Annotated in this window: 18 protein-coding genes and 1 pseudogene; 8 read left to right on the forward strand and 11 right to left on the reverse strand. The window is 69.0% G+C overall.

Features of this window, described 5'->3' with window-relative positions; all coding sequences use genetic code 11:
- Window positions 1-29: 29 nt before the first annotated feature.
- The gene (locus ACOJTB_RS00680; protein WP_420100586.1) at window positions 30-1,154 is read right to left on the reverse strand and encodes a zinc-dependent alcohol dehydrogenase family protein; all 1,125 of its coding nucleotides are present in this window, start codon (window positions 1,152-1,154) and stop codon (window positions 30-32) included.
- Between the two features lie 180 nt (window positions 1,155-1,334).
- Between ACOJTB_RS00680 and ACOJTB_RS00685 the strand changes: the two genes are divergently transcribed.
- The 5 genes from ACOJTB_RS00685 (at window position 1,335) to ACOJTB_RS00705 (ending at window position 11,190) form a co-directional block, all read left to right on the forward strand.
- Window positions 1,335-2,090 (forward strand): hypothetical protein, encoded by a 756-nt coding sequence (locus tag ACOJTB_RS00685; protein ID WP_420100587.1) that lies wholly within the window; start codon window positions 1,335-1,337, stop codon window positions 2,088-2,090.
- 227 nt (window positions 2,091-2,317) lie between these two features.
- Window positions 2,318-4,294, forward strand: a complete 1,977-nt coding sequence (locus ACOJTB_RS00690) for an autotransporter assembly complex protein TamA (RefSeq protein WP_420100588.1) — start codon at window positions 2,318-2,320, stop codon at window positions 4,292-4,294.
- Entirely contained in the window at window positions 4,294-8,610 is a 4,317-nt protein-coding gene (locus ACOJTB_RS00695; protein WP_420100589.1) for a translocation/assembly module TamB domain-containing protein, read from the forward strand. Before ACOJTB_RS00690 ends, ACOJTB_RS00695 begins: the two co-directional genes overlap by 1 nt.
- 143 nt (window positions 8,611-8,753) lie before the next feature.
- Window positions 8,754-10,787, forward strand: a complete 2,034-nt coding sequence (locus ACOJTB_RS00700; protein WP_420100590.1) for an OmpA family protein — start codon at window positions 8,754-8,756, stop codon at window positions 10,785-10,787.
- 61 nt (window positions 10,788-10,848) lie between these two features.
- Window positions 10,849-11,190, forward strand: a complete 342-nt coding sequence (locus ACOJTB_RS00705; RefSeq protein ID WP_420100591.1) for a hypothetical protein — start codon at window positions 10,849-10,851, stop codon at window positions 11,188-11,190.
- Between the two features lie 18 nt (window positions 11,191-11,208).
- On the opposite strand, the gene ACOJTB_RS00710 is transcribed toward ACOJTB_RS00705, so the two are convergent.
- On the reverse strand, window positions 11,209-12,111 hold the full coding sequence (locus tag ACOJTB_RS00710) for an alpha/beta fold hydrolase (protein WP_420100592.1): 903 nt from the start codon (window positions 12,109-12,111) through the stop codon (window positions 11,209-11,211).
- A gap of 38 nt (window positions 12,112-12,149) precedes the next feature.
- Window positions 12,150-14,225, reverse strand: coding sequence for a lytic transglycosylase domain-containing protein (locus ACOJTB_RS00715; protein ID WP_420100593.1), 2,076 nt, complete (start codon window positions 14,223-14,225; stop codon window positions 12,150-12,152).
- Window positions 14,226-14,396: 171 nt separating this feature from the next.
- On the opposite strand from ACOJTB_RS00715, the gene dapA reads away from it, so the two are divergent.
- From dapA to smpB, 3 genes are read left to right on the forward strand one after another with little or no spacing between them, the layout of a single operon-like run.
- Window positions 14,397-15,290: a 4-hydroxy-tetrahydrodipicolinate synthase gene (gene dapA / locus ACOJTB_RS00720; protein ID WP_420100594.1), complete on the forward strand. Its 894-nt coding sequence runs from the start codon at window positions 14,397-14,399 to the stop codon at window positions 15,288-15,290.
- A gap of 53 nt (window positions 15,291-15,343) precedes the next feature.
- Window positions 15,344-15,991: an FMN-binding negative transcriptional regulator gene (locus ACOJTB_RS00725; RefSeq protein ID WP_420100595.1), complete on the forward strand. Its 648-nt coding sequence runs from the start codon at window positions 15,344-15,346 to the stop codon at window positions 15,989-15,991.
- Window positions 15,988-16,458 carry an SsrA-binding protein SmpB gene (smpB, locus tag ACOJTB_RS00730; protein WP_420100596.1) on the forward strand — a complete coding sequence of 157 codons (471 nt, stop codon included), beginning with the start codon at window positions 15,988-15,990 and terminating at the stop codon, window positions 16,456-16,458. Before ACOJTB_RS00725 ends, smpB begins: the two co-directional genes overlap by 4 nt.
- 32 nt (window positions 16,459-16,490) lie before the next feature.
- On the opposite strand, the gene ACOJTB_RS00735 is transcribed toward smpB, so the two are convergent.
- From ACOJTB_RS00735 to ACOJTB_RS00770, 8 genes and pseudogenes are all read right to left on the reverse strand, one after another.
- Window positions 16,491-17,117 carry a LabA-like NYN domain-containing protein gene (locus ACOJTB_RS00735; protein WP_420100597.1) on the reverse strand — a complete coding sequence of 209 codons (627 nt, stop codon included), beginning with the start codon at window positions 17,115-17,117 and terminating at the stop codon, window positions 16,491-16,493.
- A gap of 149 nt (window positions 17,118-17,266) precedes the next feature.
- Window positions 17,267-17,851: an orotate phosphoribosyltransferase gene (pyrE, locus tag ACOJTB_RS00740; protein WP_420100598.1), complete on the reverse strand. Its 585-nt coding sequence runs from the start codon at window positions 17,849-17,851 to the stop codon at window positions 17,267-17,269.
- Window positions 17,852-17,952: 101 nt separating this feature from the next.
- Window positions 17,953-18,507 carry a sugar O-acetyltransferase gene (locus ACOJTB_RS00745; RefSeq protein ID WP_420100599.1) on the reverse strand — a complete coding sequence of 185 codons (555 nt, stop codon included), beginning with the start codon at window positions 18,505-18,507 and terminating at the stop codon, window positions 17,953-17,955.
- 176 nt (window positions 18,508-18,683) lie between these two features.
- A complete protein-coding gene (era, locus tag ACOJTB_RS00750) occupies window positions 18,684-19,595 on the reverse strand; it encodes a GTPase Era (protein WP_420100600.1) in 912 nt (303 codons plus the stop codon).
- Window positions 19,588-20,280: a ribonuclease III gene (gene rnc / locus ACOJTB_RS00755; RefSeq protein ID WP_420100601.1), complete on the reverse strand. Its 693-nt coding sequence runs from the start codon at window positions 20,278-20,280 to the stop codon at window positions 19,588-19,590. Before rnc ends, era begins: the two co-directional genes overlap by 8 nt.
- A gap of 35 nt (window positions 20,281-20,315) precedes the next feature.
- Window positions 20,316-21,080 (reverse strand): signal peptidase I, encoded by a 765-nt coding sequence (gene lepB / locus ACOJTB_RS00760; protein ID WP_420100602.1) that lies wholly within the window; start codon window positions 21,078-21,080, stop codon window positions 20,316-20,318.
- A 156-nt stretch (window positions 21,081-21,236) separates the two neighbouring features.
- A complete protein-coding gene (gene acpS, locus ACOJTB_RS00765) occupies window positions 21,237-21,644 on the reverse strand; it encodes a holo-ACP synthase (protein ID WP_420100603.1) in 408 nt (135 codons plus the stop codon).
- Window positions 21,641-22,093: pseudogene (locus tag ACOJTB_RS00770) on the reverse strand (3-phosphoshikimate 1-carboxyvinyltransferase); the annotation flags it as partial. The pseudogene ACOJTB_RS00770 and the gene acpS, both read right to left, overlap by 4 nt.

Raw genomic sequence — 22,093 nt, forward strand, 5'->3', positions numbered from 1 at the left:
GGGCAAACCCGGAATGAGAGAAGGGCGCCTCACATCCGCACGATGTGCCGGATGGTCCGCCCCTCGCTTAGCGCATCGAAACCCTCGTTGATCTCGTCGAGGCTGCCCGAACTGGTCCAGAGCTTGTCCACCGGCAGCCGCCCGCGCCGGTAGAGCTCGACGAAGCGCGGAATGTCGCGCGAGGGCACGCAGGAGCCGACATAGGAGCCCTTCAGCGTCCGCTCCTCGGCCACCAGCCGCGTCGGCGAAAGCGAGAGCGTGTGGGCCGGGTTGGCGAGGCCGGCCGTCGTCGTCGTGCCGCCGCGGCGTGTGATCTGGTAGGCGAGGTCGAGCGCCCTGACCGAGCCGGCCATCTCCAGCCCGTGATCGACGCCGCCCTTCGTCGCCGCCCGAATCGCCTCGATCGCGTCGGCGTCTCCCGCATTGAAGGCGTCTGTCGCGCCGAGTTCGCGTGCCAGCGCCAGCTTCTCTTCGGAAAGGTCGACTGCGATCACCCGCGAGGCGCCGCAGGCGAGCGCGCCCAGCAGCGCCGAAAGCCCGACGCCGCCCAGCCCGACGACCGCAACGGTTTCGCCGGCCTTGATCCGCGCGGTGTTCACCGCCGCGCCGACGCCGGTCAACACGGCGCACCCGAAGAGAGCCGCGATTTCGTGCGGGATCTCGGCCTCGATCTTCACCAGCGAGCGGCGCGAGACCACCGCATGCTCGGCAAAGGCGGAGACGCCGATATGATGATGCACCGGCGCCCCATTCGCCGAAAGCCGCCGTCCGCCGGCCAGCATCTCGCCCCGGCCGTTTGCGGCGTTGCCGGGCTCGCACAGCGCCGGGCGTCCTTCCGCGCAGGGCGCGCAATGGCCGCAGGAGGGCACGAACACCATGACGACGCGGTCACCCGGCTCGAGGTCTTCGACGCACTCGCCGGCCTCGATCACTTCTCCGGCCGCCTCGTGCCCCAGCACCATCGGCACGGGCCGCAACCGGTTGCCGTCGATCACCGAGAGGTCCGAATGGCACAGCCCCGCCGCCCGGACCCGCACCAGCACCTCGTCCCGGCCGGGCGGTGCCAGATCGAGCGTTTCGATACGCAGCGGCCGGCTCTGCGCGAAAGGCGCCGCCACGGGGCTGGCATGCAGAACGGCGGCGCGCATTTTCATAGCTGCGATGCTCCGGCGGCGGGGCTGCATCGGGGCAGCTCGAGGGCTGCTTGTCAAAGCCGCCGAAGGTCAAAGCCGCCTTGCCGCGTTCGGCGCGCTGGGCTAGCACCGGCGCGCGACGATGCGGAAAAATCCGCGCGCGGCCCGGCGCCGTGCTGCCGATCGCGTGGAGGAATGGCGATGCCGACCACAGCCGAGACGATTCGCGAGGCGCTCGTCGCCGCCCGTGCCGGGCGCGGCCTCGTCGATCCGGCGAGCCTGCCGGTGCCGGCTTCATTGTCGGAGGGGCTCGCCATCCAGCGTGAGGTCAGCCGTGCCGCGGGCCTGCAGGACCTCGGCTGGAAGGTCGCGATCGCCGAGGACGGCACGCCGATCGCCGGGCTGATGCCCGGGCCCTGGCTTGCGGCCGGCGAAACCTATGAGGGCGCCCCCGGCGCCGAACTGCGCGTCGAGATCGAACTGTGCCTGCGGCTGTCGCGCGACGTGCCGCTGCGTCCCGGTCAGCCCTATTCGCGTTCGGAGCTGCTGGCCTGCTGCGACAAGGCCTTTCTCGGCATCGAGATCGTCGAGAGCCGCCTCAGTGACTGGTTCGGCAAGGTGCCGATGCCGCTCTGGCTGACCGATGCCATGGGCCATGGCGGATATCTGATCGGCCAGGAGCTGGAGATGGCGGTGCTGGACCAGATCGCCGGGCTGCACTGCTTCATCGCGCTGAACGGCGCCACGATCTACGATCAGCCGGCCGTCCACGCCAATGGCGACCCGATGGCGCCGTTCCTCGCCTGGGCCAACCGGCGGGAGGAAGGCCTCGGCCCGCTGAAGGCCGGCCAGTTCGTCACGACGGGAAGCCTGTGCGGCGGCGTCCTGTCGCCCGGCAAGGGCGAGGTGCTGTGCCGTCTCAGCCCGCTGGGCGAGCTGTCGTTTACGCTTCGTTGATGAATCCGGTCGAGTCCTAGGCATCGGACCGCGAGGAGGCCCGCTTTCGGGCGGGCGCCGACCGGTCGGGGATAGCCTCGTTGCGCGTGATAAAGCGGGGAGCGAGGCGTTGGAGCGTTGCACGAGGTCGTCATCTCTCTATGATGACCTCGCGCTGGTGATGTTTCGTGGCGGGGGGTGTTGGAGGCTGGATGCGGTTCTGGCGGAGGGCGAGCCGGACCGTCGCGATGAGCGGCGGGGTTGCGTTCGTCACACTCACCTGCCTGCAGGCCGATCCGGCCAGGGCCTTCGATCTGTCGTCGCTGGATGTGTTCGGGCTGTTCTCCTCCAAGGACGCGCCGCCCGCGCCAAGCCCCGCTGCGCTGCCTTACAGCCTCGATTTTCAGCTCGGCGACGCCGATGACGCCAAATCGCTGACCCGTCTGCTGCAGGACGCATCCTTGCTCTATCGGCTGCGCCAGGACGCGCCGCCCGATGGCGAGACGCTGGCGCGCCGCATGGCGGGCGATCTCGATCCGCTGGTCGATGCGCTGTGGTCGCAGGGCTACTTCAATGCCGACATCGCGATGGCCGTCGATGGCGTGACGCTGAAGGTCGGCGGCCAGCCGACGCCGGCGCTGATCCGCGCCACCGAGGCGCACCGCAACCGCGACGCTGTGCCGATCGTGATCACCGTCCGCCCCGGCAAGGTCTTCGGCTTTCGGAATATCGAGGTTGCGGAAAAAGGCGCGGCCTCGCCCCGCGTCGTCGAGGACCCGCAGAGAGTCTCGCGGCTGCGGCCCGGCGAGCCCGCCACCGCCGCCTCCTTACGCGCGGCGCAGGCCGCGCTGGTCGACGATATGCGAGCCAAATCCTATCCGCTGGCCAAGGTCGTGGCCCTGCGGCCGGTAGTCGACCACGCCGCCGGCATCATGGATGTCACCTATGAGATCGATCCCGGCCCGCGTGCCGGCATCGGCCCGGTTTCGGTGACGACGAGCGACTCGATCCCTCCCGAGGTGGTGCGCTCCTTCATCTACCTGGAACCGGGCGATCCCTATTCGCCCAAGGCGCTGACCGACACCCGCAAATCCATCGCGACGATTCCCGCCGTCGGCGGTGTGCGCATCCGCGAGGACGACAAGCTCGACGCGGCCGGCAACCTGCCGATCTTCGTCGAGGTGACCGAGCGCCCCAAGCGGCTCTTCGGTTTCTCGGCGCGGTACTCGACCATCGACGGACCGGCGGTGAAGACCTATTGGGAGCACCGCAACCTGTTCGGCGGCGCCGAGCGGCTGCGGCTGGAAGGCAGTGTCTTCCTCGCCCCGCGCATCGACGGCACCAAGATCAAGGAAATCGGCGATTTCAAGGAATCCGATCTCGGCGGGCGCTTCGGCTTCTCCTTCCTGAAGCCGGCGCTGGGCGGCAGCCGCTATGACTGGCTGCTCGACGGCGTCGCGACGCGCGAGCGGGTCGGCACCACGCGCTATGGCGGCTATACGGCGCGCTACGGCAACGTCACCAACGCGATCCAGCGCCGCTTCACCGACACCTTCTCGGTGCAGGCGGGGATCGAATATGAGCGCGGCCAGACCAGCGATGTGCTGGGGCAGGTCGATTACACGCTGGTCGGCATCCCGGTTTCGGTCAAATACGATTCCACCGACAGCCTGCTCGATGCCACGCGCGGCATCCGCGCCAGCGCCTCGGTAACGCCTTATCCGACCTTCCTGGGCTCCAGCATCGGGCTGTTCCAGGCCAAGGCCTCGCTCTCTGCCTATTACGCGCTCGACGCCGATGCACGCTATGTGCTCGCCGGGCGCGTCGGTTTCGGGTCCGTCTCGGGGGCGAGCCTCGACGAGGTGCCGTCCACGCGGCGCTTCTATGCCGGCGGCGGCGGTTCGGTGCGTGGCTATGCCTATCGCACGCTCTCGCCGCTCGGACCGTTCGGCCAGCTGACCGGCGGGCGCAGCCTGCTCGAACTTTCGGCCGAAGCGCGCATCAAGATCACCGACACCATCGGCATCGTGCCGTTCTTCGACGCCGGCACCGCCTATGCGGCCTCGCTGCCGGACGGCAAGCAGGCGCTGCAGATGGCCGCCGGACTCGGCTTCCGCTACTACACCTCCATCGGGCCGATCCGCGTCGATGTCGCCGCGCCGATCAATCCGCGCAAGGGCGACAAGCCCGTGGCGCTCTATGTCAGCATCGGGCAGGCCTTCTGATGCGGCGCTTCCTCGCCTTTCCCCGCCTGGCGGCCTTCGCTCTGCTGCTGACGGCGGCGATGCTCGCCTCCGCCCATTTCGGCGGCTTCGCCCAGAACGCCCAGACCGATCGCGGCGTCGTCGCGGACCTGATTTCGAAGGCCCTGTCGAGCGATTCCAGCCAGGTCTCGATCGGCGCGGTCAACGGCGCGCTCTCCTCGGACGTCGAGATCCGCGACATCGTCCTCTCCGACCGCGACGGCGCATGGCTGCGGCTCGACCGCGCCCGCCTGATCTGGAGCCGCAGCGCCCTGCTGCTGCGCCGGCTGGACGTGGACCGGCTGGAGATCGGCCGGCTCGAGATCCTGCGACGGCCCGTCAAGCAACCGGCGACGACGCCGACCGCCGACGAGCCGATCCTGCCCGAACTGCCCTTGCGGGTGATCATTCGCGCCTTCCAGCTGCAGGAGCTCGCGCTCGGCGAGCCGGTCCTCGGCACCGCCGCGCGGATCACCGCCAATGGCGCGGCGCGGCTCGGCCCGCCGACCGAAGGGCTCGACCTGCGCTTCGAGGCCCGCCGTATCGACATGGGCGGCAGCTTCGACGTCAACCTGTCCTTCGTGCCGGAAACGATGCGGCTGCGACTGGCCGCCAAGCTGGACGAGCCGGCCGGCGGCCTGATCTCGAAGGTCGCCGGATTGCCCGGCGAGCCGCCGGTGAAGCTCGACCTTTCGGGCGACGGCCCGCTCGACGGCTTCCGCTCGACGCTGACCTTCACCGCCGGTCCCACCATCGGCGCGGACGGCACCGCCACCGTCAACCGCAGCGGCGCTGAGCGGCAGCTTGCTCTGGCGCTCGACGCGCGCATCGAGGGGCTGATGCCGGCGCCGGTCGCGCCGGTCTTCGCCGGCTCGACGCGGCTCGATGGAACGGTGGCCTTCGCCGATGCGGGCGATGTCGAGATCCGCAATCTGGCGCTGGTGTCCGCGCTGGCGCAGCTCGATGTCGGAGGCCGTGTCGCCGCCGACAAGAGCCTCGACCTTCGCGTCTCGGCCGCCTCCCGCCCCAATCTCGCGGGAAAGACGGTCGCTTCGGGCAGCGAGATCGGCAAGCTCGCCTTCGACGCGACGATCAAGGGGCCCGGGACCGGCCCGACGGTCGTCGCCAGGCTCGATCTCGAAGACGCTCGCCTACCGACCGGCCGCTTCGGCAAGATCGCCCTCGGCTTCAACGCCACTCCGAGCGGCTCCATCGGCCAGGCCGGCACGCGCATCGCGCTGACGGCGGATGGCGAAGCCTCCGGCATCGCGCTCGCCGATGCCGCTCTGGCGAAGGCCGTCGGCGAGCGCGTGACCTTCACCCTGCGCGGAACCGGCAATGACGATGGTACGGCCGACTTCGACCGGCTCGATCTCGCCATGTCCGGCCTCGCGCTGGATTATCGCGGCAAGCTCGGCAATTCGCGTATTCTCGGCCGGCTGAACACGGTCCTGCCCGATCTCTCGCGCCTGAGCGGCCTCGCGGGGCGCCCGCTCGCCGGCCGGGCCGAGCTCGGCGCCGATCTCGACGCCGTTCCGCGCACCGACGCCTATACCGTGACTCTGACCGGCAAGGCCGAACGCCTCGTGACCGGCGAGGCCGCGCTCGACCGCCTGCTCGCCGGCGCCCTGACGCTGTCCGGCAAGGTCGGCGTCGTGGGCGGCGATTACAGCGTCACCGGTCTGCGCCTCGCGGGCCGTCATACCGCCTTCACGGCCGATGGGCCGCTGGGAGCCAACGCCTCCAATCTCAAGCTCGCGCTCGATCTGCCCGATCTCGCCCGCGCCGATCAGCGCCTCTCCGGCCGCGGCGATATCGACGCGACGATCACCGGCCCGCTTGCGAGGCTGGATGCGACCGCACGCATCGCCCTCGCCGACGCCAAGGCGCTGGGGCGACCGATTCCGCGCCTGACCATCGACGCGATCGTCAAGGATCTGCAGGGCGCCCTTGATTCGCGCCTGACCCTGTCTGGCGAGATCGACCGCAAGCCTGCGAACGGCACGCTAGCCCTGGCCCGCCTGCCGGACGACGGCTGGAACCTGTCGCAGCTCGATGTGACGATCGGTTCGGTGCGGCTGAATGGCGCCATGACGCTCGACGCCGCGAGCCGCGCCGTGGGCAACCTCGCCGTCTCGGCCCGCGATCTCGACGACATCTCGGCGCTCGCCTTGACGAAGCTGGGGGGCCAGCTCGACGCCCAACTGGGGCTCTCCGTTACCGAGGGGCGCCAGAACCTCGATCTGACGGCGAAGGGCAGCAAGCTGGCGGGCGCTTCTGTGACGATCGACCGGCTCGATGCGACCGCGGCCGCCCGGGACATCTATGGCCGGCCGATGCTCGACGCGAAGATCGCGGCGGACCGGGCATCGGTGGCCGGCGAGAGCTTCAGCGCCATCCGTTTCGACTCGCAAGGCGCGCCGGAGGCCAGTGCTTTCACCCTGTCCGCACTGGCTCGCGGCTTCGCACTGAAGGGCAATGGCCGGCTGGTGCCGGGCGAGCCGCTCAAGCTCGAGATCGCCGGATTCGAGGCGCGGCGCGATGCTCGCGCTATCGCTCTAGCCAACCCGGCGGTGCTGAGCTTTCCCACCTCCGGGATCGAGATCGCCGGCCTTGCCCTGCGCATCGATCGCGGGCTGGTCTCGCTCGACGGCAAGGCCGGGGACGCGCTCGACCTGCGCTTCACGGCGCGGGACGTGCCGCTGTCCGCCATCCGCATTCTCGCGCCCGATGTCGATGTCGCGGGCACGCTGAATGCGCAGGCGCAGATCCAAGGCAGCCCGTCCACCCTGTCAGGCCCCTGGTCGCTGCGCATCGCGCAGCTGGCGACCCCGGCGACGCGGCAGGCCGGTCTTCCGCCCGTCGAGATCGCGGGGGAGGGCGCCTTGCAGGGGCAGGCCAGCAGCGTGCAGGCCACGGTCAATGCCGGTCGCGGCGCCGCGCTCACCTTGCGCGGAACGCTACCGCTCTCGGCCAGCGGCCCGCTCGATCTTTTGGCGCAGGGCCGCGTCGATGCCGCGCTCGCCAATCCGATGCTGGACGTGGGCGGTCAGCGCGTGACCGGCGCCGTCGCACTCGACATGCGCGCCGCCGGCACGGCCTCCGCCCCGCGTCTCAGCGGAGCGGCCACGCTGTCGGGCGGCACCTTCACCGACACGCTCCAGGGCGTGAAGCTTTCGGCCATCGCCGCGCGCATCGTCGCCAATGGCGAGGATCTCACCATCGAGAGCGCTTCGGCCGCAACGCCCAATGGCGGGCGGCTTTCAGCCAGCGGCCGCGTGCGGGTCGATCCCGCGGCAGGTTTCCCCGGTGACATCCGCATCAGCGGCACCCGCGCCCAGCTGGTGGATAGCGGGCTGGTTTCGGCCGTCGCGGGCCTCGATCTTCAGATCAGCGGCCCGCTCGCCCAGCGCCCGCGCATCGCCGGGCGGGTCGATGTCGCCTCCCTGGAGGTGACGGTGCCCGACCGGCTGCCGGCCTCGTTGCGGCCCGTGGACGGCATCAGGCACGTCAACGCCAAGGGCACTGCCGCCGCCCGCCTCGCCGACGCTCGCCGCAAGGCGCAGGCCAGGGGCAAGCGCGGCCGCGCCGCCCCGGCTTTCGACGCGGCGCTGGCGCTGACCGTTTCGGCCCCCGCGCGCGTCTTCGTGCGCGGGCGCGGCATCGACGCCGAGCTCGGCGGCGAATTGCGGATCGGCGGGACGCTCGCCGCGCCCGCTCTGGACGGAGGTTTCGACCTGCGCCGCGGCCGGCTGAGCGTGTTGACGCAGCGGCTCGATTTCAGCCGAGGGCGCATCACCTTCGCCGGCGGCGTGATCCCGCAGCTCGATTTCGTCGCCGAATCGCGCGCGGCCGACGTCACGGCCAAGATCATCGTCACCGGCCCGGCCGACCAGCCGAGCTTCGCCTTCACCTCCGATCCGCCGCTGCCGCAGGACGAGGTGCTCTCGCGCCTGCTCTTCGCGCGGGCCTCCGGTTCGCTCTCGCCCTTCCAGGCGCTTCAGCTCGTCCAAGCGGCAGCGCAGTTCACCGGCGGCGGCGGGGACGATGCCTTCGAGCGCCTGCGCAAATCGCTGGGCGTCGACAATCTGGACATCCAGATGGGGCAGGGCGGGCCGACCGTGGGCGTCTCGCGCTATCTCAACGACAATATCTCGGTGGGCGTGAAGGTCGGTGCTCGGCCGGAAGACAGCGGCGTCTCGGTGAACATCGACGTGACCAAGCGGCTGAAGCTGCAGGCCGAGACCAATGCCGAAGGCGGCGCGGCGGTCGGCGTCGGCGCGGAGTGGGAGTATTGAGCCCGCATTTCGACGCTTTTGCGGGGGCGCAAACCTCCCGCCACGCAACCCAGCGTCGCAGCCCGTTGAAATCGGCCGCGTCAGGCTGTTGAGTGCTCTCGGCTTCCCGCCCGATGTGACTGGGGCGGGAGAGGGGGCTTGAGATGTCGCAGCCGTCGAATTGGCTCTGGGGGCTCATGCCGCTCGCCCTGCTGTGGGGGGCCGGCAATCTCATGCTGGACAAGGCGCTCCAGAACGATGTGGCCCGGCGCGCCGAAGCGGCGGTTGAGGCGGTGGCCGGCTCCACCCCCGGGGCCCGCCCGCCCTTCGCGCAGGTAGAGGGGCGCGACGTCACGATCAGCGGCGAAGTGCTGTCGGCCGATGGCGCGGCGAAGGCGATGGCCAGGTTGCGCTCCGAATTCGGCATTCGCCGCGCCTTGGGCGGTTTGTCCCAGGTCATCGCACAGAAGCCCTATTCCTGGTTCGTCAGCCGCCAGCCGGAAGGCGTCACGCTCGGCGGCTTCGTGCCGGACGCCGCCACCGCCGATGCCAATGTGGCGGCCGTGCGGGCCGCCCTGCCAGGCTCGGCGGTCGATGATCGGCAGAGCGTCGCCTTCGGCGCGCCGGAGGGCTTCGCGGCCACCGCGAAGGACGTGATCGCCGCCCTGCCATCCCTGCAAGCGGGGCGGATCTCGCTCGACGATAGGCGCCTCTGCGTCGAGGGCACAGCGCGCAGTCCGGCCGAATTCCTGAGGTTGAAGAGCGGGGCGCAGCATGGCTCGACGGCCTTCACCGTGGTGCCATGCGACCTTCAGCCGCCGCCGGTTTCACCCTATCGCTGGCGCCTCGAGCGGGTCGGCGCGGCTGCGCTGAAACTGACGGGTTTCTATCCCGACGACGCGACGCGTGAGAAACTGCTCGCAGCCATCCGCGCCGCCTTTCCGCAAGCCGCTCAGATCGACGACGCGATGGAGCCGGGCGCGGGAGCGCCGCCAGCCTTCGTCGAGAAGGCGGCCCGCGCCGCCCGCGATCTCGCCCGGCTGGAGCAGGGCCGCGCGGCGCTGGACGGCGACGTGTACACGCTGTCGGGGCAGGGTCCCGGCGAATACGCTGCTTGCGAAGCGTTGAAGATCCAGATCGCGCAGCAGGACGGGCCTGATTCGGTCGCCCGCGTGGCGATCGACTGTCCGCCGGCCCCGCCGCCGGACCCCGTGATCCCGCCCTTGCCGGAGCTGCCGGGGCTGATCCTGAACGATGTCGAGCCGAGGGGCGCCCAGCCCATACCGGCTCAGGCAGAGGCCGCCACGCCCTCCGAGCCGGCTGCCGCGGCGTCGCCTTCTGCCGGGGTTGCGGAACCGCCGAAGGCCGGGGCAGACGCTTCTACCGCTCCTGCGCCAGCACAGGAAGCGACCCCTGCGCCGGTAAAGGAGCCTGCGCCTGCCCTGCCTTACGAATTGCGCCTCACCGCCGATCGCAGCGGCTTCAGCCTCACCGGAGCCCTGCCGGACGAGGCCACGCGCGCGCGGCTGCACGCCCTCGTCGCCGCCTCGCCCCTCTCTGGCAAGATCACGGACGAGACGCAGCTGGCGCCCGGTGCCCCCGCTGGCTTCGCCGAGGCGGCGCTGGCGGCTGCGGCCGATCTGCTGAGGCTCGACATCGGGTCTGCGACGCTCAGCGATCGCCGGGTCGAGCTGCGCGGGCTCTCCTGTCGCGAACTGATCGCGTCGGAGGTCGAGACGAGCGCCGCGACCGGGTTGCCGCCGGGCTACTCGGCCGATTTTGCCGTCAGTCCGCGCCAGACCGGTTGCGTGCTCGACCCACCGGCCAGCTGCCAGAACGATCTCGACGGGCTGACCCGTCAGAACCCGGTCCTGTTCGCGCAGGGAACCGATGTGGTCACGCTCGACGCGACGACCGAGCGCGTCGTCGCCGAAGCCGTGGAGATCCTGCGCAAGTGCCCGGGCAGCGCCGTTACCATCGAGGGCCACGCCAATCGCGACGGCCAATGGCGCGGCTTCGACAACCGGCGGCTGTCGCTGCGCCGGGCCGAGCGCGTTCGCGAGGAGCTGGTTCGGCGCGGCATCGATCCCACTTCGCTGACGGTCAAGGGCTTCGGCATCGATCGGCCGCTACTGCCCCATGGCGCCCCGCAATCGCGCGAGATGAACCGGCGCGTCCAGTTCACCATCGCCCGCTAGGCCGGCACCGGCGCGTGGGTCATCCCTCGCCGAGCTCGACCTGACACCGAAGGAGACGCCGATGCTGTATCTGGCGACAATATTCATCTGGTTTCTGGCCGCCGCCGCCGTTCTCGGCGCCGTGATGGGCTGGGTCTCCAACAGCAGCGGCAAGGCGAGGCTCTGGAGCCGTGGCTGGACGGTGATCGGAGTGCTCTGGGCGTTGGGCGCCGTGCTGGCGGCGCTTCAGTTCGTCAACGGCATGGCCGCGACCTGGCTGGAAACGGCGCTGCTCTTCGTCGCCGTCTATTGGGCGGGCTGCGCGGCCGGCGGCCTGGCGGCGGCTGGCCTGCGTGCCAAGGCTCCAAGCGGCGAGCCTCGCACCGAACCGCAGCCTCCGTCCGACGCTGCGGCGATGCGATAGATCGGCAGCTCCGGCGCTCTACCCGGCCGCGCGCTCGGCCCGCGCCACCAATCTGCCGATGCGGCGGATGATGTCCCTGGCGCCCAGCAGCGGCGCATGGCCTTGGCCAGGCACGGTGTAAACCTCGCACTCGGGGTGCCGCTGCGCCATCTCCTCTAGTGTCGCCGCCGCCAGCAGATCGGAATTGGCCCCGCGCAGGGCCAGCACCGGCACCGCGCGCAGCGCGTCGAAATAGGGCCAGAGCACCGGCAGCGGCGCCTCCAGATCGAGTTCCTCGAGCCCCTTCATCAGCCGCGTATCATAGTCCGGCCGCAGCGGCCCATCCCGATCGGTCCAGGTCCTGCGCGCCATCAGCTCCCATTCCGCGTCGCCGAGCGCCGGAAACTGCCGATCCGACAGCCGCTTCAGGATCTCCGCCCCCTCCTGGAAGCTGCGCGGCACCGGTAGCTTGCCGACATAGCCGCGGATCCGCAGCAGCCCGCGCGCGTCGATCACCGGCCCGACATCGTTGAGCACCACGCCCTTGATCACCGCCGGCCGCGCGGTCGCGAGCGCCATCGTCAGAAGTCCGCCGCGCGAGGTCCCCAGGAACACGGCGCGTTCCGTGCCGCTGGCGACGAGAACCTGCATCAGATCGTCGAGCTCGATCTTGATGTCGTAGTTCTTCCAGTCGCGGTCGTAATCAGAGAGGCCGCGCCCGCGATAATCGAGCGCCAAGACCCGGCGCGGCTTGGCTTCATCCTGCCCGAACGCCAGCCCCACCTCATGGAAATCGGCCGCCGTGCGCGCCAGCCCCGGCAGGCAGACGATCGGCAAGGCCGGCGCCGCGAGGGGGCCATAGTCGCGCCAGTGCAGCCGGAGCCCGTCCGAAGCCTGGGTGAAGCGGGACACGAAGCCGGTGTCGGATGCGGAAATCGTCAAACCTCGAAGGCTCCAGGCGGCAGCGATGTCGGCGCGATCTAATCGCGCCGTCCGCCACGCTTCAAGTCATGGTCGATCAGATAGGCGGTACGCTGGTTCAAGCGGTGGCGATAGACCTGCAGGTTTTCCATCACCCGCTGCACATAGTTGCGCGTCTCGGAAAACGGAATCCGCTCGACCCAGTCGATCGCATCGACCCCGGGATCGCGCGGGTCGCCATAGGCGGCGATCCATTTCTTCACATTCGGCGATCCGGCATTATAGGCCGCGAAGGTGAGGATATAGGAGCCGCGCCACTCCTTCAGCAGATCGTTGAGATGGGCGGCGCCCATCCTCGCCGCATAGAGCGGGTCCTGCCCCAGCTTCTGCCAATCGAAGGGCAGGCCGGCCCGCCGCGCCGTTTCGCGTGCGGTGGCCGGCATCATCTGCATCAGCCCGCGCGCGCCGGCATGCGACATCGCGGTCGGATCGAAGGCGCTCTCCTGGCGCGCGATGGCGTGGACGATGGCGCGCTCCATCGGATCGCCGAGCACGTCGAATTCCGGCACGCCATGGGTCGGATAGGCGACGGCGTCGAGCGGAAAGCCGCGTTGGACGGCCGCCTTGCCGATCATCACCAGCGTGCGCGGGTCGGCCTCGCGCCGGGCGATGGCGGCGACGGCCTCGATCGCCTCGGCGGTGGGCAGGCGTTGCGCCAGATCGGCCAGCATGGTGCGGGCGAGATCGCGCTCGCCGAGCCGATAGAGCAGGCGCAGGCCCCGTTGGCCCGGAAGGATTTCGAAACCGGTGAGCGAGCTGCTGCGCAGCGGCAGGTCCGGCAGGCCGAGGCGGGCCCGGGCGAGCTGGCCGTAATAGGTGATCGGCAGCGCCGCGGCCCGCTCGAAGGCCGCCCTGGCCTCGTCGTCCTGGCCCAGCGCCGAGCGGGCGCGGCCCTGCCAATAGGCCGCGCGCGCCACGGAGATCGGCGTTTCGGCGATCGCCGCCGCCGCTTCGAAATGCGGCAGCGCCTTTGCCGGCTCGCCGAGGAAGCGCAGCGCGATGAAGCCGGCATGCCACTCCGCCTCGATCCGCTCGGCGGCATCCTCCGCGCCATGGCCGGCGGCGACGGCGTAGGCGTCCTGATATCTGCCCGCGTCGAGCAGCTTGCGCGCCAGCATGCGCCGCTCCTCCCACCAGCCATCGCCGTCGCCGAGCTTTTCGGGATCGCGCGGCGCCTTCGCCATCGCCTTCACGGCCTCGTCCAGCCTGTCGGCCCGGCGGGCCTGCTGGGCCTGAAGAAACGCGAAGGAAAGCTCGCCGCGCACCGAGGCGGGCAGCTTCTCGATCTGCGAGTCGGGCAGCGGCCGTCGCGCCCCGTCGCTGGCGAGGCGCAGCGCCGTGAGCCTGGCGTAATCGGCGGAGACGCGCAGAGCGTTGCGTCGCGCCCCTTCGTCATTCCCCTTGAAGGTCAGCCGCTCCGCCCGCTGGCGATGGTCGTCCGCCGTGAGGGCGTCACCGAACTGGGCGAGAACGAGCTTCTCGAGGGCCTGCCCATAGACGTCCTTGCGCCAGCTGCGGCGCGCCAAGGCCAGCGCGTCATCCGCCTTGCCGTCCGCCTTCAGCGCCAGCGCCAGCGCGATCCGCCCCGCCGGGGAGAGCGGCTGGCGGCACTGGAAGAAGGCGCGCACGATCGTGGGCCCCTTGCGCTCGGCCAGCAAAGCCTCCTCGGCCCGCCGCCGGAAGCGGTTGCCGGCGGGATGGTCGGGATGGGCCCGCAGAAATCCGTCGATACGTGTGAAGCCTACTGTCACGCCCCCGGTCTGGATCGCGATCCAGTCGAGCAGGGTGCGGGCGGCAGGGTCGTCGAGTTCGCGTGCCGCCGCGTCCCCCTCCGCCAGGGCGCCCCGGCGATAGGCCGCGATCGCGCTGCGCATGGCTCCGAGGTCGATCGCGTCCTCGGTGCCGAAGACGCGCGGCGGGTGCGGCGGCAGCGAGCCGGTGACCTCCGGCTCCGCGAGCGCGGCGAGGCGCGGCGGATCGGCGAAGGCGGCGTCCTCGGCGGAGCGCGAGGTGCCGGCGCCGAGCAGGGCCGGCAGCAGCAGGCCGAGCAGACCGAGGCGGGCAGGCGCGGCCATGGCGAGGCTCCATGTGCGTGCGGGCATGGGATCGATGGTCGGTGACGAAAGTTTAGGAAGGCTTAACCATGAGCCGCCCCGATTTTCATGGGATGCCGGCTTTGCCTCGGCGGAACGAGGGTTTATGTGTGTCGGCCCTTCATCCGCGTCTTTGCCTTCAGGAAGCGTTCCATGACCAAGCACACTGCCTTCACCGGCTCGCTGCCCGCTCTGGTCACGCCGTTCAAAGCCGGCAAGGTGGACGAGGAGGCTTTGCGCGCGCTGGTGGAATGGCAGATCGAGAGCGGCTCGACGGGCCTCGTGCCGGTCGGCACCACCGGCGAGAGTCCGACGCTGTCTCATGCCGAGCACAAGCGGGTGGTCGAGATCGTGCTGGAGCAGGCCCAGGGCCGTGTTCCGGTCATCGCCGGTGCCGGCTCCAACAACACGATCGAGGCGATCGACCTCGCCATTCATGCCGAGAAGGCCGGTGCGCAGGCCGTGCTGGTGGTGACGCCGTATTACAACAAGCCCACCCAGGAGGGCATGTACCAGCACTTCAAGGCGGTGAACGACGCGGTGGGCATCCCGATCATCATCTACAACATCCCGCCGCGCTCCGTGGTGGACATGTCGGTGGAGACGATGGCGCGGCTCTACGAGCTGAAGAACATCGCGGGTGTGAAGGACGCCACAGCCAATCTCGCCCGCGTCTCGCAGCAGCGCCACGCGCTGGGGCCGGATTTCATCCAGCTCTCCGGCGAGGACATGACGGCGCTGGCCTATATGGCGGCCGGCGGCCATGGCTGCATTTCGGTGGTGGCGAATGTCGCGCCGCGGCTCTGTGCCGATCTGATGGAGGCCGCGCTGAAGGGCGATTACGCGCAGGCCCTCAAGGTGCAGGATCGACTGGTGCCGCTCCATGACGCGATCTTCAAGGAGCCAGGCCTTGCCGGCGCCAAGCATGGCTTGACGCTGCTCGGTCGCATCGAGGAGGAGGTGCGCCTGCCGCTGCTTCCCGTCACGCCCGCGACCGGCAAGGTGATCCGCGACGCCATGGTGTTCGCCGGGCTGTTGAATGCTTAAGTAAGAGTCGTATCCGCCCGGTTTCCCCGGCCGGAGCCAGGGAGAACCGGGCGATGTACGAGCCCAGTCATTTCAAGGTCGAGGATCGCGAGCAGCTGCACGCGGTCATTCGCCAGCACCCGCTCGCCATGCTGGTGACGGCGGGAGAGGGCGGGCTGATCGCCAATCCGGTCCCGTTCGTGCTGCATGCGGACGAGGGCGGCAATGGCGTCCTGCGCGCTCATCTCGCCCGTCCCAACGCGCAGTGGAAAGCGATCGCCGCCGGCGCCGAGACACTCGTGATCTTCACCGGCGTCGAGCGTTATGTGACGCCGGCCTGGTACGCGACCAAGCAGGAGCACGGCAAGGTCGTGCCGACCTGGAACTATGTCACCGTGCAGGTGCGGGGCCCCGCCCGCGCGATCGAGGATCCGGCCTGGCTGCAAGCCCAGCTGGACTCCCTCACGCGCCAGCAGGAAGCCTCCCGGGCCGAGCCCTGGTCGGTCGCCGATGCGCCGGCTCCCTTCATCGCCGCGCAGGCGCGCGGCATTGTCGGGATCGAGGTTCAGATCGCCTCGATCCTGGGTAAGTTCAAACTAAGCCAGAACCGCCGCGAGGACGACAAGATTGGCGTTCTCAACGGCTTGAGTGCCGATCCGGAATCGGAATCTCAGGCGATGGCGGCCCTCGTCAAGCAGCACGGATTCAACGGAACCGCATGAAGAAGCCCGATCCCGCCCGCTATCGGCTCGCCGCCGACAATCGCAAGGCGCGCTTCAATTACGAGATCAAGGAGACCCTCGAGGTCGGCATCATGCTGCAGGGCACCGAGATCAAATCGCTGCGCGGCGGCAAGGCGACGATCGGCGAAAGCTATGCCGGGCCGATGGGCGAGGAACTCTTCCTGTTCAACGCCTATATCCCGGAATATCTGGAGGCGAACCGCTTCAACCACGAGGTTCGCCGCCCCCGCAAGCTCCTGCTCCACCGCCGCGAGATCAACAAGCTGCTGGGCGCGGTCCAGCGCGAGGGCATGGCGCTGATCCCGCTCAAGGTCTATTTCAACGATCGCGGCCGGGCCAAGGTCGAACTCGGCCTCGGCAAGGGCAAGAAGCTGCACGACAAGCGCGAGACCGAGAAGGAACGCGACTGGAACCGCGACAAGCAGCGGCTCCTGAAAAATGGCTGAGCAAATCCTTCTCCCTTGAGGAAGAAGGGCGATCATCCCTCCGCTGGCTCGTCGCCCTGTCGGATACCATAGCGGCGCTCGAGCGAGGGATTGCCGGGTGCGCCCGGCGAAGCGGCGGGGCGCGGCGCCCGTTCGGATGGGTCGCGCCCGACCTTCTGCATCAGCTGCGCGAGATCGACGAACTCGTCGCATTGGCGCCTGAGCTCGTCGGAGACCATCGGCGGGTTGGTCGAAATCGTCGAAACGACCTGGACCTTCACGCCCTTGCGCTGCACCGCCTCGACCAGCGGCCGGAAATCGCCGTCGCCTGAGAACAGGTAGATCTGGTCGAGATGGGGCGCGAGTTCGAGCATCTCGATCGCCAGCTCGATATCCATATTGCCCTTGATGCGCCGTCGGCCGGTGGCGTCGGTGAATTCCTTCGCCGCCTTGGTGATGACGCGGTAGCCGTTATAGTCGAGCCAATCCACCAGTGGGCGGATGGAGGAGTACTCCTCGCTCTCGATCAGGGTGGTGAAATAGAAGGCCCGGATCAGATTGCCGCGGCCCTGGAACTCCCGCAGCAGCCGGCGGTAATCCATATCGAAACCGAGCTGTTTCGACGTGGCGTAGAGATTGGCGCCGTCGATGAAGAGCGCAATGCGCGGCGCAGCCGTCATGGCAATAACCCTTGCTGAAATCGTGATGTCACTGAAGCGTCAGATTGGGTCGGATTCGAGCCCTGACAATGTCAATTCGTCATCGCGCCGCGAAGGACGCCGGAGAGGCCCGCGGCGTCTCGCCGCAAGGCCGGTGAGAGGTCTGCGCGTCAGGCCACCAGCCCACGGCTGCCGGGCTTGATCGCCGGGATCGCGGCGAGTTCCGGCGGCAGCGCGTCGGGAGCGTAATCGGGAATATCCATCTGGACGAGGCTGACGAAAGGCACGCCGAGATCGACGCGGCCGGCCGAACGATCGACGAGGCAAGCGGCGCCCAGCATGGTGCCGGGCTGGTCTGCGACGGAAGCCAGGCATTCGCGCGAGGACAGGCCGGTCGTCACAATGTCTTCGACCATCACGGTGCGGGCGCCCTTGGGGATGGCGAAGCCGCGGCGCAGCTTGAACTCGCCGTTCTCGCGCTCGACGAAGACGGCCTTCGCCTTGAGATGCCGCGCGGTCTCGTAGCCGGGCACGATCCCGCCCACGGCGGGCGACACGACGTAGTCCACGGTGCCGAAAGCAGCCTCGATCCGGGCCGCCAGCGCCTTGCACAGCCGCTCCGTGCGCACCGGGTCCTGGAAAATGAACATCTTCTGCAGAAAGACCGGGCTGCGCCGCCCCGACGACAGGATGAAATGCCCTTCGAGCAGGGCGCCCGCATCGCGAAATTCGGCGAGTACCTCGTCATGGGTCATGGGCGCGTCTCCTGCGTTCGGACAAACGCCCGCGTCTTTGCGGCGGTTCGGCCGCCGTTGCAAGGCTTTGCAGGCAATTCCTTCGCGCGCTCAACAGGCGATCACGTGGTTGAGGAGCGCAGGCGCGCCGGGTTTCCGACCGCTGTGCCCCCCGCCGGCACGTCGCGCGTCACGACGCTGCCTGCGCCGATGATCGCGTCGTCGCCGATCGTCACGCCAGGCAGGATGATGGCACCGCCGCCGATCCAGACATTGCAGCCGATCCGGATGGGCCGGCCGAACTCCAGCATCTCCCGCCGCGCCTGCGGATCGCGCGGATGGTCGGCGGTCAGGATCTGGACGCCCGGCCCGATCTGCGTGCCGTTCCCGATCGTGACCGCGACGACGTCGAGGATGACGCAGTTGAAGTTCAGGAACACGCCGTCGCCGAGACTGATGTTGTAGCCATAGTCGCAATGGAAAGGCGGGCGGATCGTCACCTCGCGGCCGACATGGCCGAAGGCCTGGCGCAGCAGCGCCTCGCGATCCTCCGGGCGGGCCGTCGTCGCATTGAAACGGGCCATCCATTCGCCGATCCGGCGGTTGTCGGCCACCAGCTCCGGATCGTCCGCCCGGTAGAGCTCGCCGGCGAGCATCTTCTGCTTTTCGGTCGGCATGAACGGCGCCCTTTCTCAGCCCTCATCCTGAGGAGCGAGCCGATCTCGCGTCTTGAAAGATGGTCGATCGGTCACCAGAGCCGCTCGAATCATCCTTCGGGACGCCGTTCGAGCGGCTCCTCGGGATGACGGCTCAGCCCCTCGACGCATCGCGAGGGGCTCTTGCGCGGAAGCGATTATCGCTTCGGGAACTCCAGACCCATCTCGCGGTAGCGCTCGGGATCGTCGCTCCAGTTCTCGCGCACCTTCACGAACAGGAAGAGATGGACCTTGGCCTCGGCCGCTTCGGCGATCTCGGCGCGGGCCTTCTGGCCGATCGCCTTGATCGTCTGGCCGCCTTCGCCGAGCACGATCTTCCGCTGGCCCTCGCGCTCGACATAAATCGTCTGCTCGATGCGCACCGAGCCGTCCGGCTTCTGCTGCCAGCTCTCGGTCTCGACGGTCGAGCGATAGGGCAATTCGTCATGCAGCCGCTCGAAGATCTTCTCGCGGGTGATTTCGGCGGCGAGGAAGCGCAGCGGCGCATCCGAGATCTGATCCTCCGGATAGAGCCAGGGTCCGGGCGGCAGGCGCTTTTCCAGCCAGGAGAGGATGTCCTTCACGCCGTAGCCGGTCAGCGCCGCGACCATGAAGGTCGCCTCGAAGGTCGAGCGCTCGTTCACCTTGGCGGTGATCTCGAGCAGCTTTTCCTTCGGCACGGTGTCGATCTTGTTGAGAATCAGGAATTTCGGTTGCTTCAGCTCGGCGAGCTTTTCCAACAGCTGCGTGTTCTCCTCATGCTCGAAGCGCGCAACGTCGATCAGCACGCCGATGAGGTCCGCATCGGTCGCCCCGCCCCAGGCGCTCGTGACCATGGCGCGGTCGAGCCGCCGCTTGGGCGCGAAGATGCCGGGCGTGTCAACGAAGATGATCTGAGCGGCGCCCGAAAGCGCGATGCCGCGCACCTGCGTGCGCGTGGTCTGCACCTTGCGGGAGACGATCGAGATCTTGGCGCCGACGAGCTGGTTCAGCAGCGTCGACTTGCCGGCATTCGGCGCGCCGATCAGCGCGACGAAGCCACAGCGGGTCGGCTCGTTCGATTCAGACATTGTCGCTTTCCGCGCTGACGTTCCACAGGCCCTGCCGACGCAGGAAGGCCTCCGCCGCCGCCTGTTCGGCGAGGCGTTTCGAGGGGCCGCTCGCTTCGGCGTCGGGCAAGCCGGCGATCCGGGCCGCGACGATGAAGACCGGGGCATGGTCCGGCCCCGAGCGCCCGCGCTCGGTATAGGTCGGCGTCGCATAGCCTTCGCCCTGCGCCCATTCCTGCAGAGCGGTCTTGGCGTCGCGCAGGGGGCGCGCCGGCTTCAGCAACTGCTCGCCGAAAGCGCGCTCCACCAGTCCGCGCGCCGCCTCATAGCCGCCATCCATGAACACGGCGCCGATCACCGCCTCGCAGGCATCTGCGAGGATCGCCCGGTTCTTGCGGGCGCCGCCGAGGACCTCGCTGTCGCCCAGCCGCATGAACTGGCCGAGAGTCCAGGCCGTCGCCACCTCGGCGCAGGTTTCCTTGCGCACGAGATCGGCGAGCCGGCGCGAGAGATTGCCTTCCTCGGCGAGGGGATAGCGCCGGAACAGCATCTCCGCGATCGAGAGTCCGAGCACTCGGTCGCCCAGGAATTCGAGGCGCTGATAGGTCGAGAGGCGGGACGGCTCGGCGCTCATATGCGTCAGGGCCGTGACCAGCAGCGAGCGATCGGCGAAGCGGTGCCCGAGCGTGGCTTCCAGCTTGGCCAAGTCCGGCGCCGTGCGCCCAGAGGATGCGGGCTTGCTCACTTGATGGTGCTGAAAATCCGGTTCCAGCGAACCGTATACGGCCATTCCCAGATCTTCCAGGCGGCCGCGCCCTCGTCGATCGAGAAGAAGATGATCTCGGCGCGCCCGACGAAGTTCTCGAAGGGCACATAGCCGACGGCCCCGCGCGAATCCTCCGAATTGTCGCGGTTGTCGCCCATCATGAAGAAGTGGCCGGGCGGCACGACGAAGAGCTTCGTGTTGTCGAAGGTGCCGGTGTCGCCCTCGCGCTCGAGGATTTCGTGGGTGACGCCGTTCGGCAGCGTCTCGCGATAGCGGATCACCGGCACGCTGCGGCCCCAGTTATCGGCCGTGACATAGTCCTCGATCCGCTCGCGCTTCACCGGCTGGCCATTGATGTTGAGGATGCCGTTGATCATCTGGATGCGGTCGCCCGGCAGGCCGATGACGCGCTTGATGTAGTCGGTCGAATTGTCGCTCGGCAGCTTGAAGACGGCGATATCGCCGCGCTTGGGCTCGGCCGCCCAGACTCGGCCCGAGAAGACCGGCGGCCCGAACGGGATCGAGTAGCGCGAATAGCCATAGGTGTATTTCGAGACGAACAGATAATCGCCGATCAGCAGCGTCGGGATCAGCGAGCCGGACGGGATGTTGAAGGGCTGGAACAGCAGCGTACGGATGACCAGTGCGATCAGGAGCGCCTGGACCACGACCTTGATCGTCTCGAGAATGCCGCCCTCGTCCTTGGACGGCTTAGGCTTGGTATCGACGTCGTTGGCCACGCGGGCGCTCCTTGGACTTACGATCCGGCGCGCGGGTCTATCCTACCGGGCGATGCTTTTCCAAAGAACAGATCGCCTTGCTGCGTCGGGCAGGGCGGTCTAGCCGGTTCTCGCCATGGCTGCAATCAGGACGCCCGGTGCGCGCGTGAAGGGCCGTCATGCCGCTGCGACGGGGCGGGCCTCGATCACCACGAAAGCCTGCGCCATCGGCGGGTCGTCGGTCAGCGAGACGTGGACCACGGCCTCGTGCCCGTCCGGGGTCATCGCCTTCAGCTTTTCGGCGGCGCCGCCGGTCAGGCGCATGGTCGGGCGGCCGCCGGGCAGGTTCACCACCTCCATGTCCCGCCAGAACACGCCCGCCCGCAGGCCGGTGCCGAGCGCCTTCGAGCAGGCTTCCTTGGCGGCGAAGCGGCGGGCATAGGAGGCGGCGCGGGTCGAGCGCCGGTCCGACTTCGCCCGCTCGGCCTCGGTAAAGACCCGGTGGGTGAAGCGCTCGCCGAACCGGTCCAGCGAGTTCTGGATGCGCGTGATGTCGCACAGATCCGAGCCGATGCCGAGGATCATGCGCCGCCACCACGCTCTTGCAGCCCCACTCCCAGAGAGGCGAGGGCATCCCAATAGGCCGGATAGGTCTTGCCGACGCAATCGGGGTCGAGGATGGTGATGCCCTCGAGCTTGAGCCCCGCGAGCGCGAAGCACATCGCGATCCGGTGGTCGGCGCGAGTGTCGATCGAGGCCGGCCTGCTGCGTCCGGCCAGCCCCGGATCGGAGGCCACGATCAGGTCGTCGCCCTCCTCGCGGCCGAGGCCGGGCGAGATCGCGTCCAGCCCGACCGCGAGCGCCGCGACGCGATCGCATTCCTTCACCCTCAGATTGGCGATGCCCGTGAAACGCACCGGCCGGTTGTTGAACGCGGCCAGCACGGAGAGCGTCGGCACCGCATCCTGCATCTGAGAGCCGTCGATCGTCTCCGGCAGGTTCGGATAGCGCGCGATCAGCTCATAGGCCTTCGC

The organism is Allobosea sp., assembly GCF_048595345.1.
Taxonomy (GTDB): Bacteria; Pseudomonadota; Alphaproteobacteria; order Rhizobiales; family Beijerinckiaceae; genus Allobosea.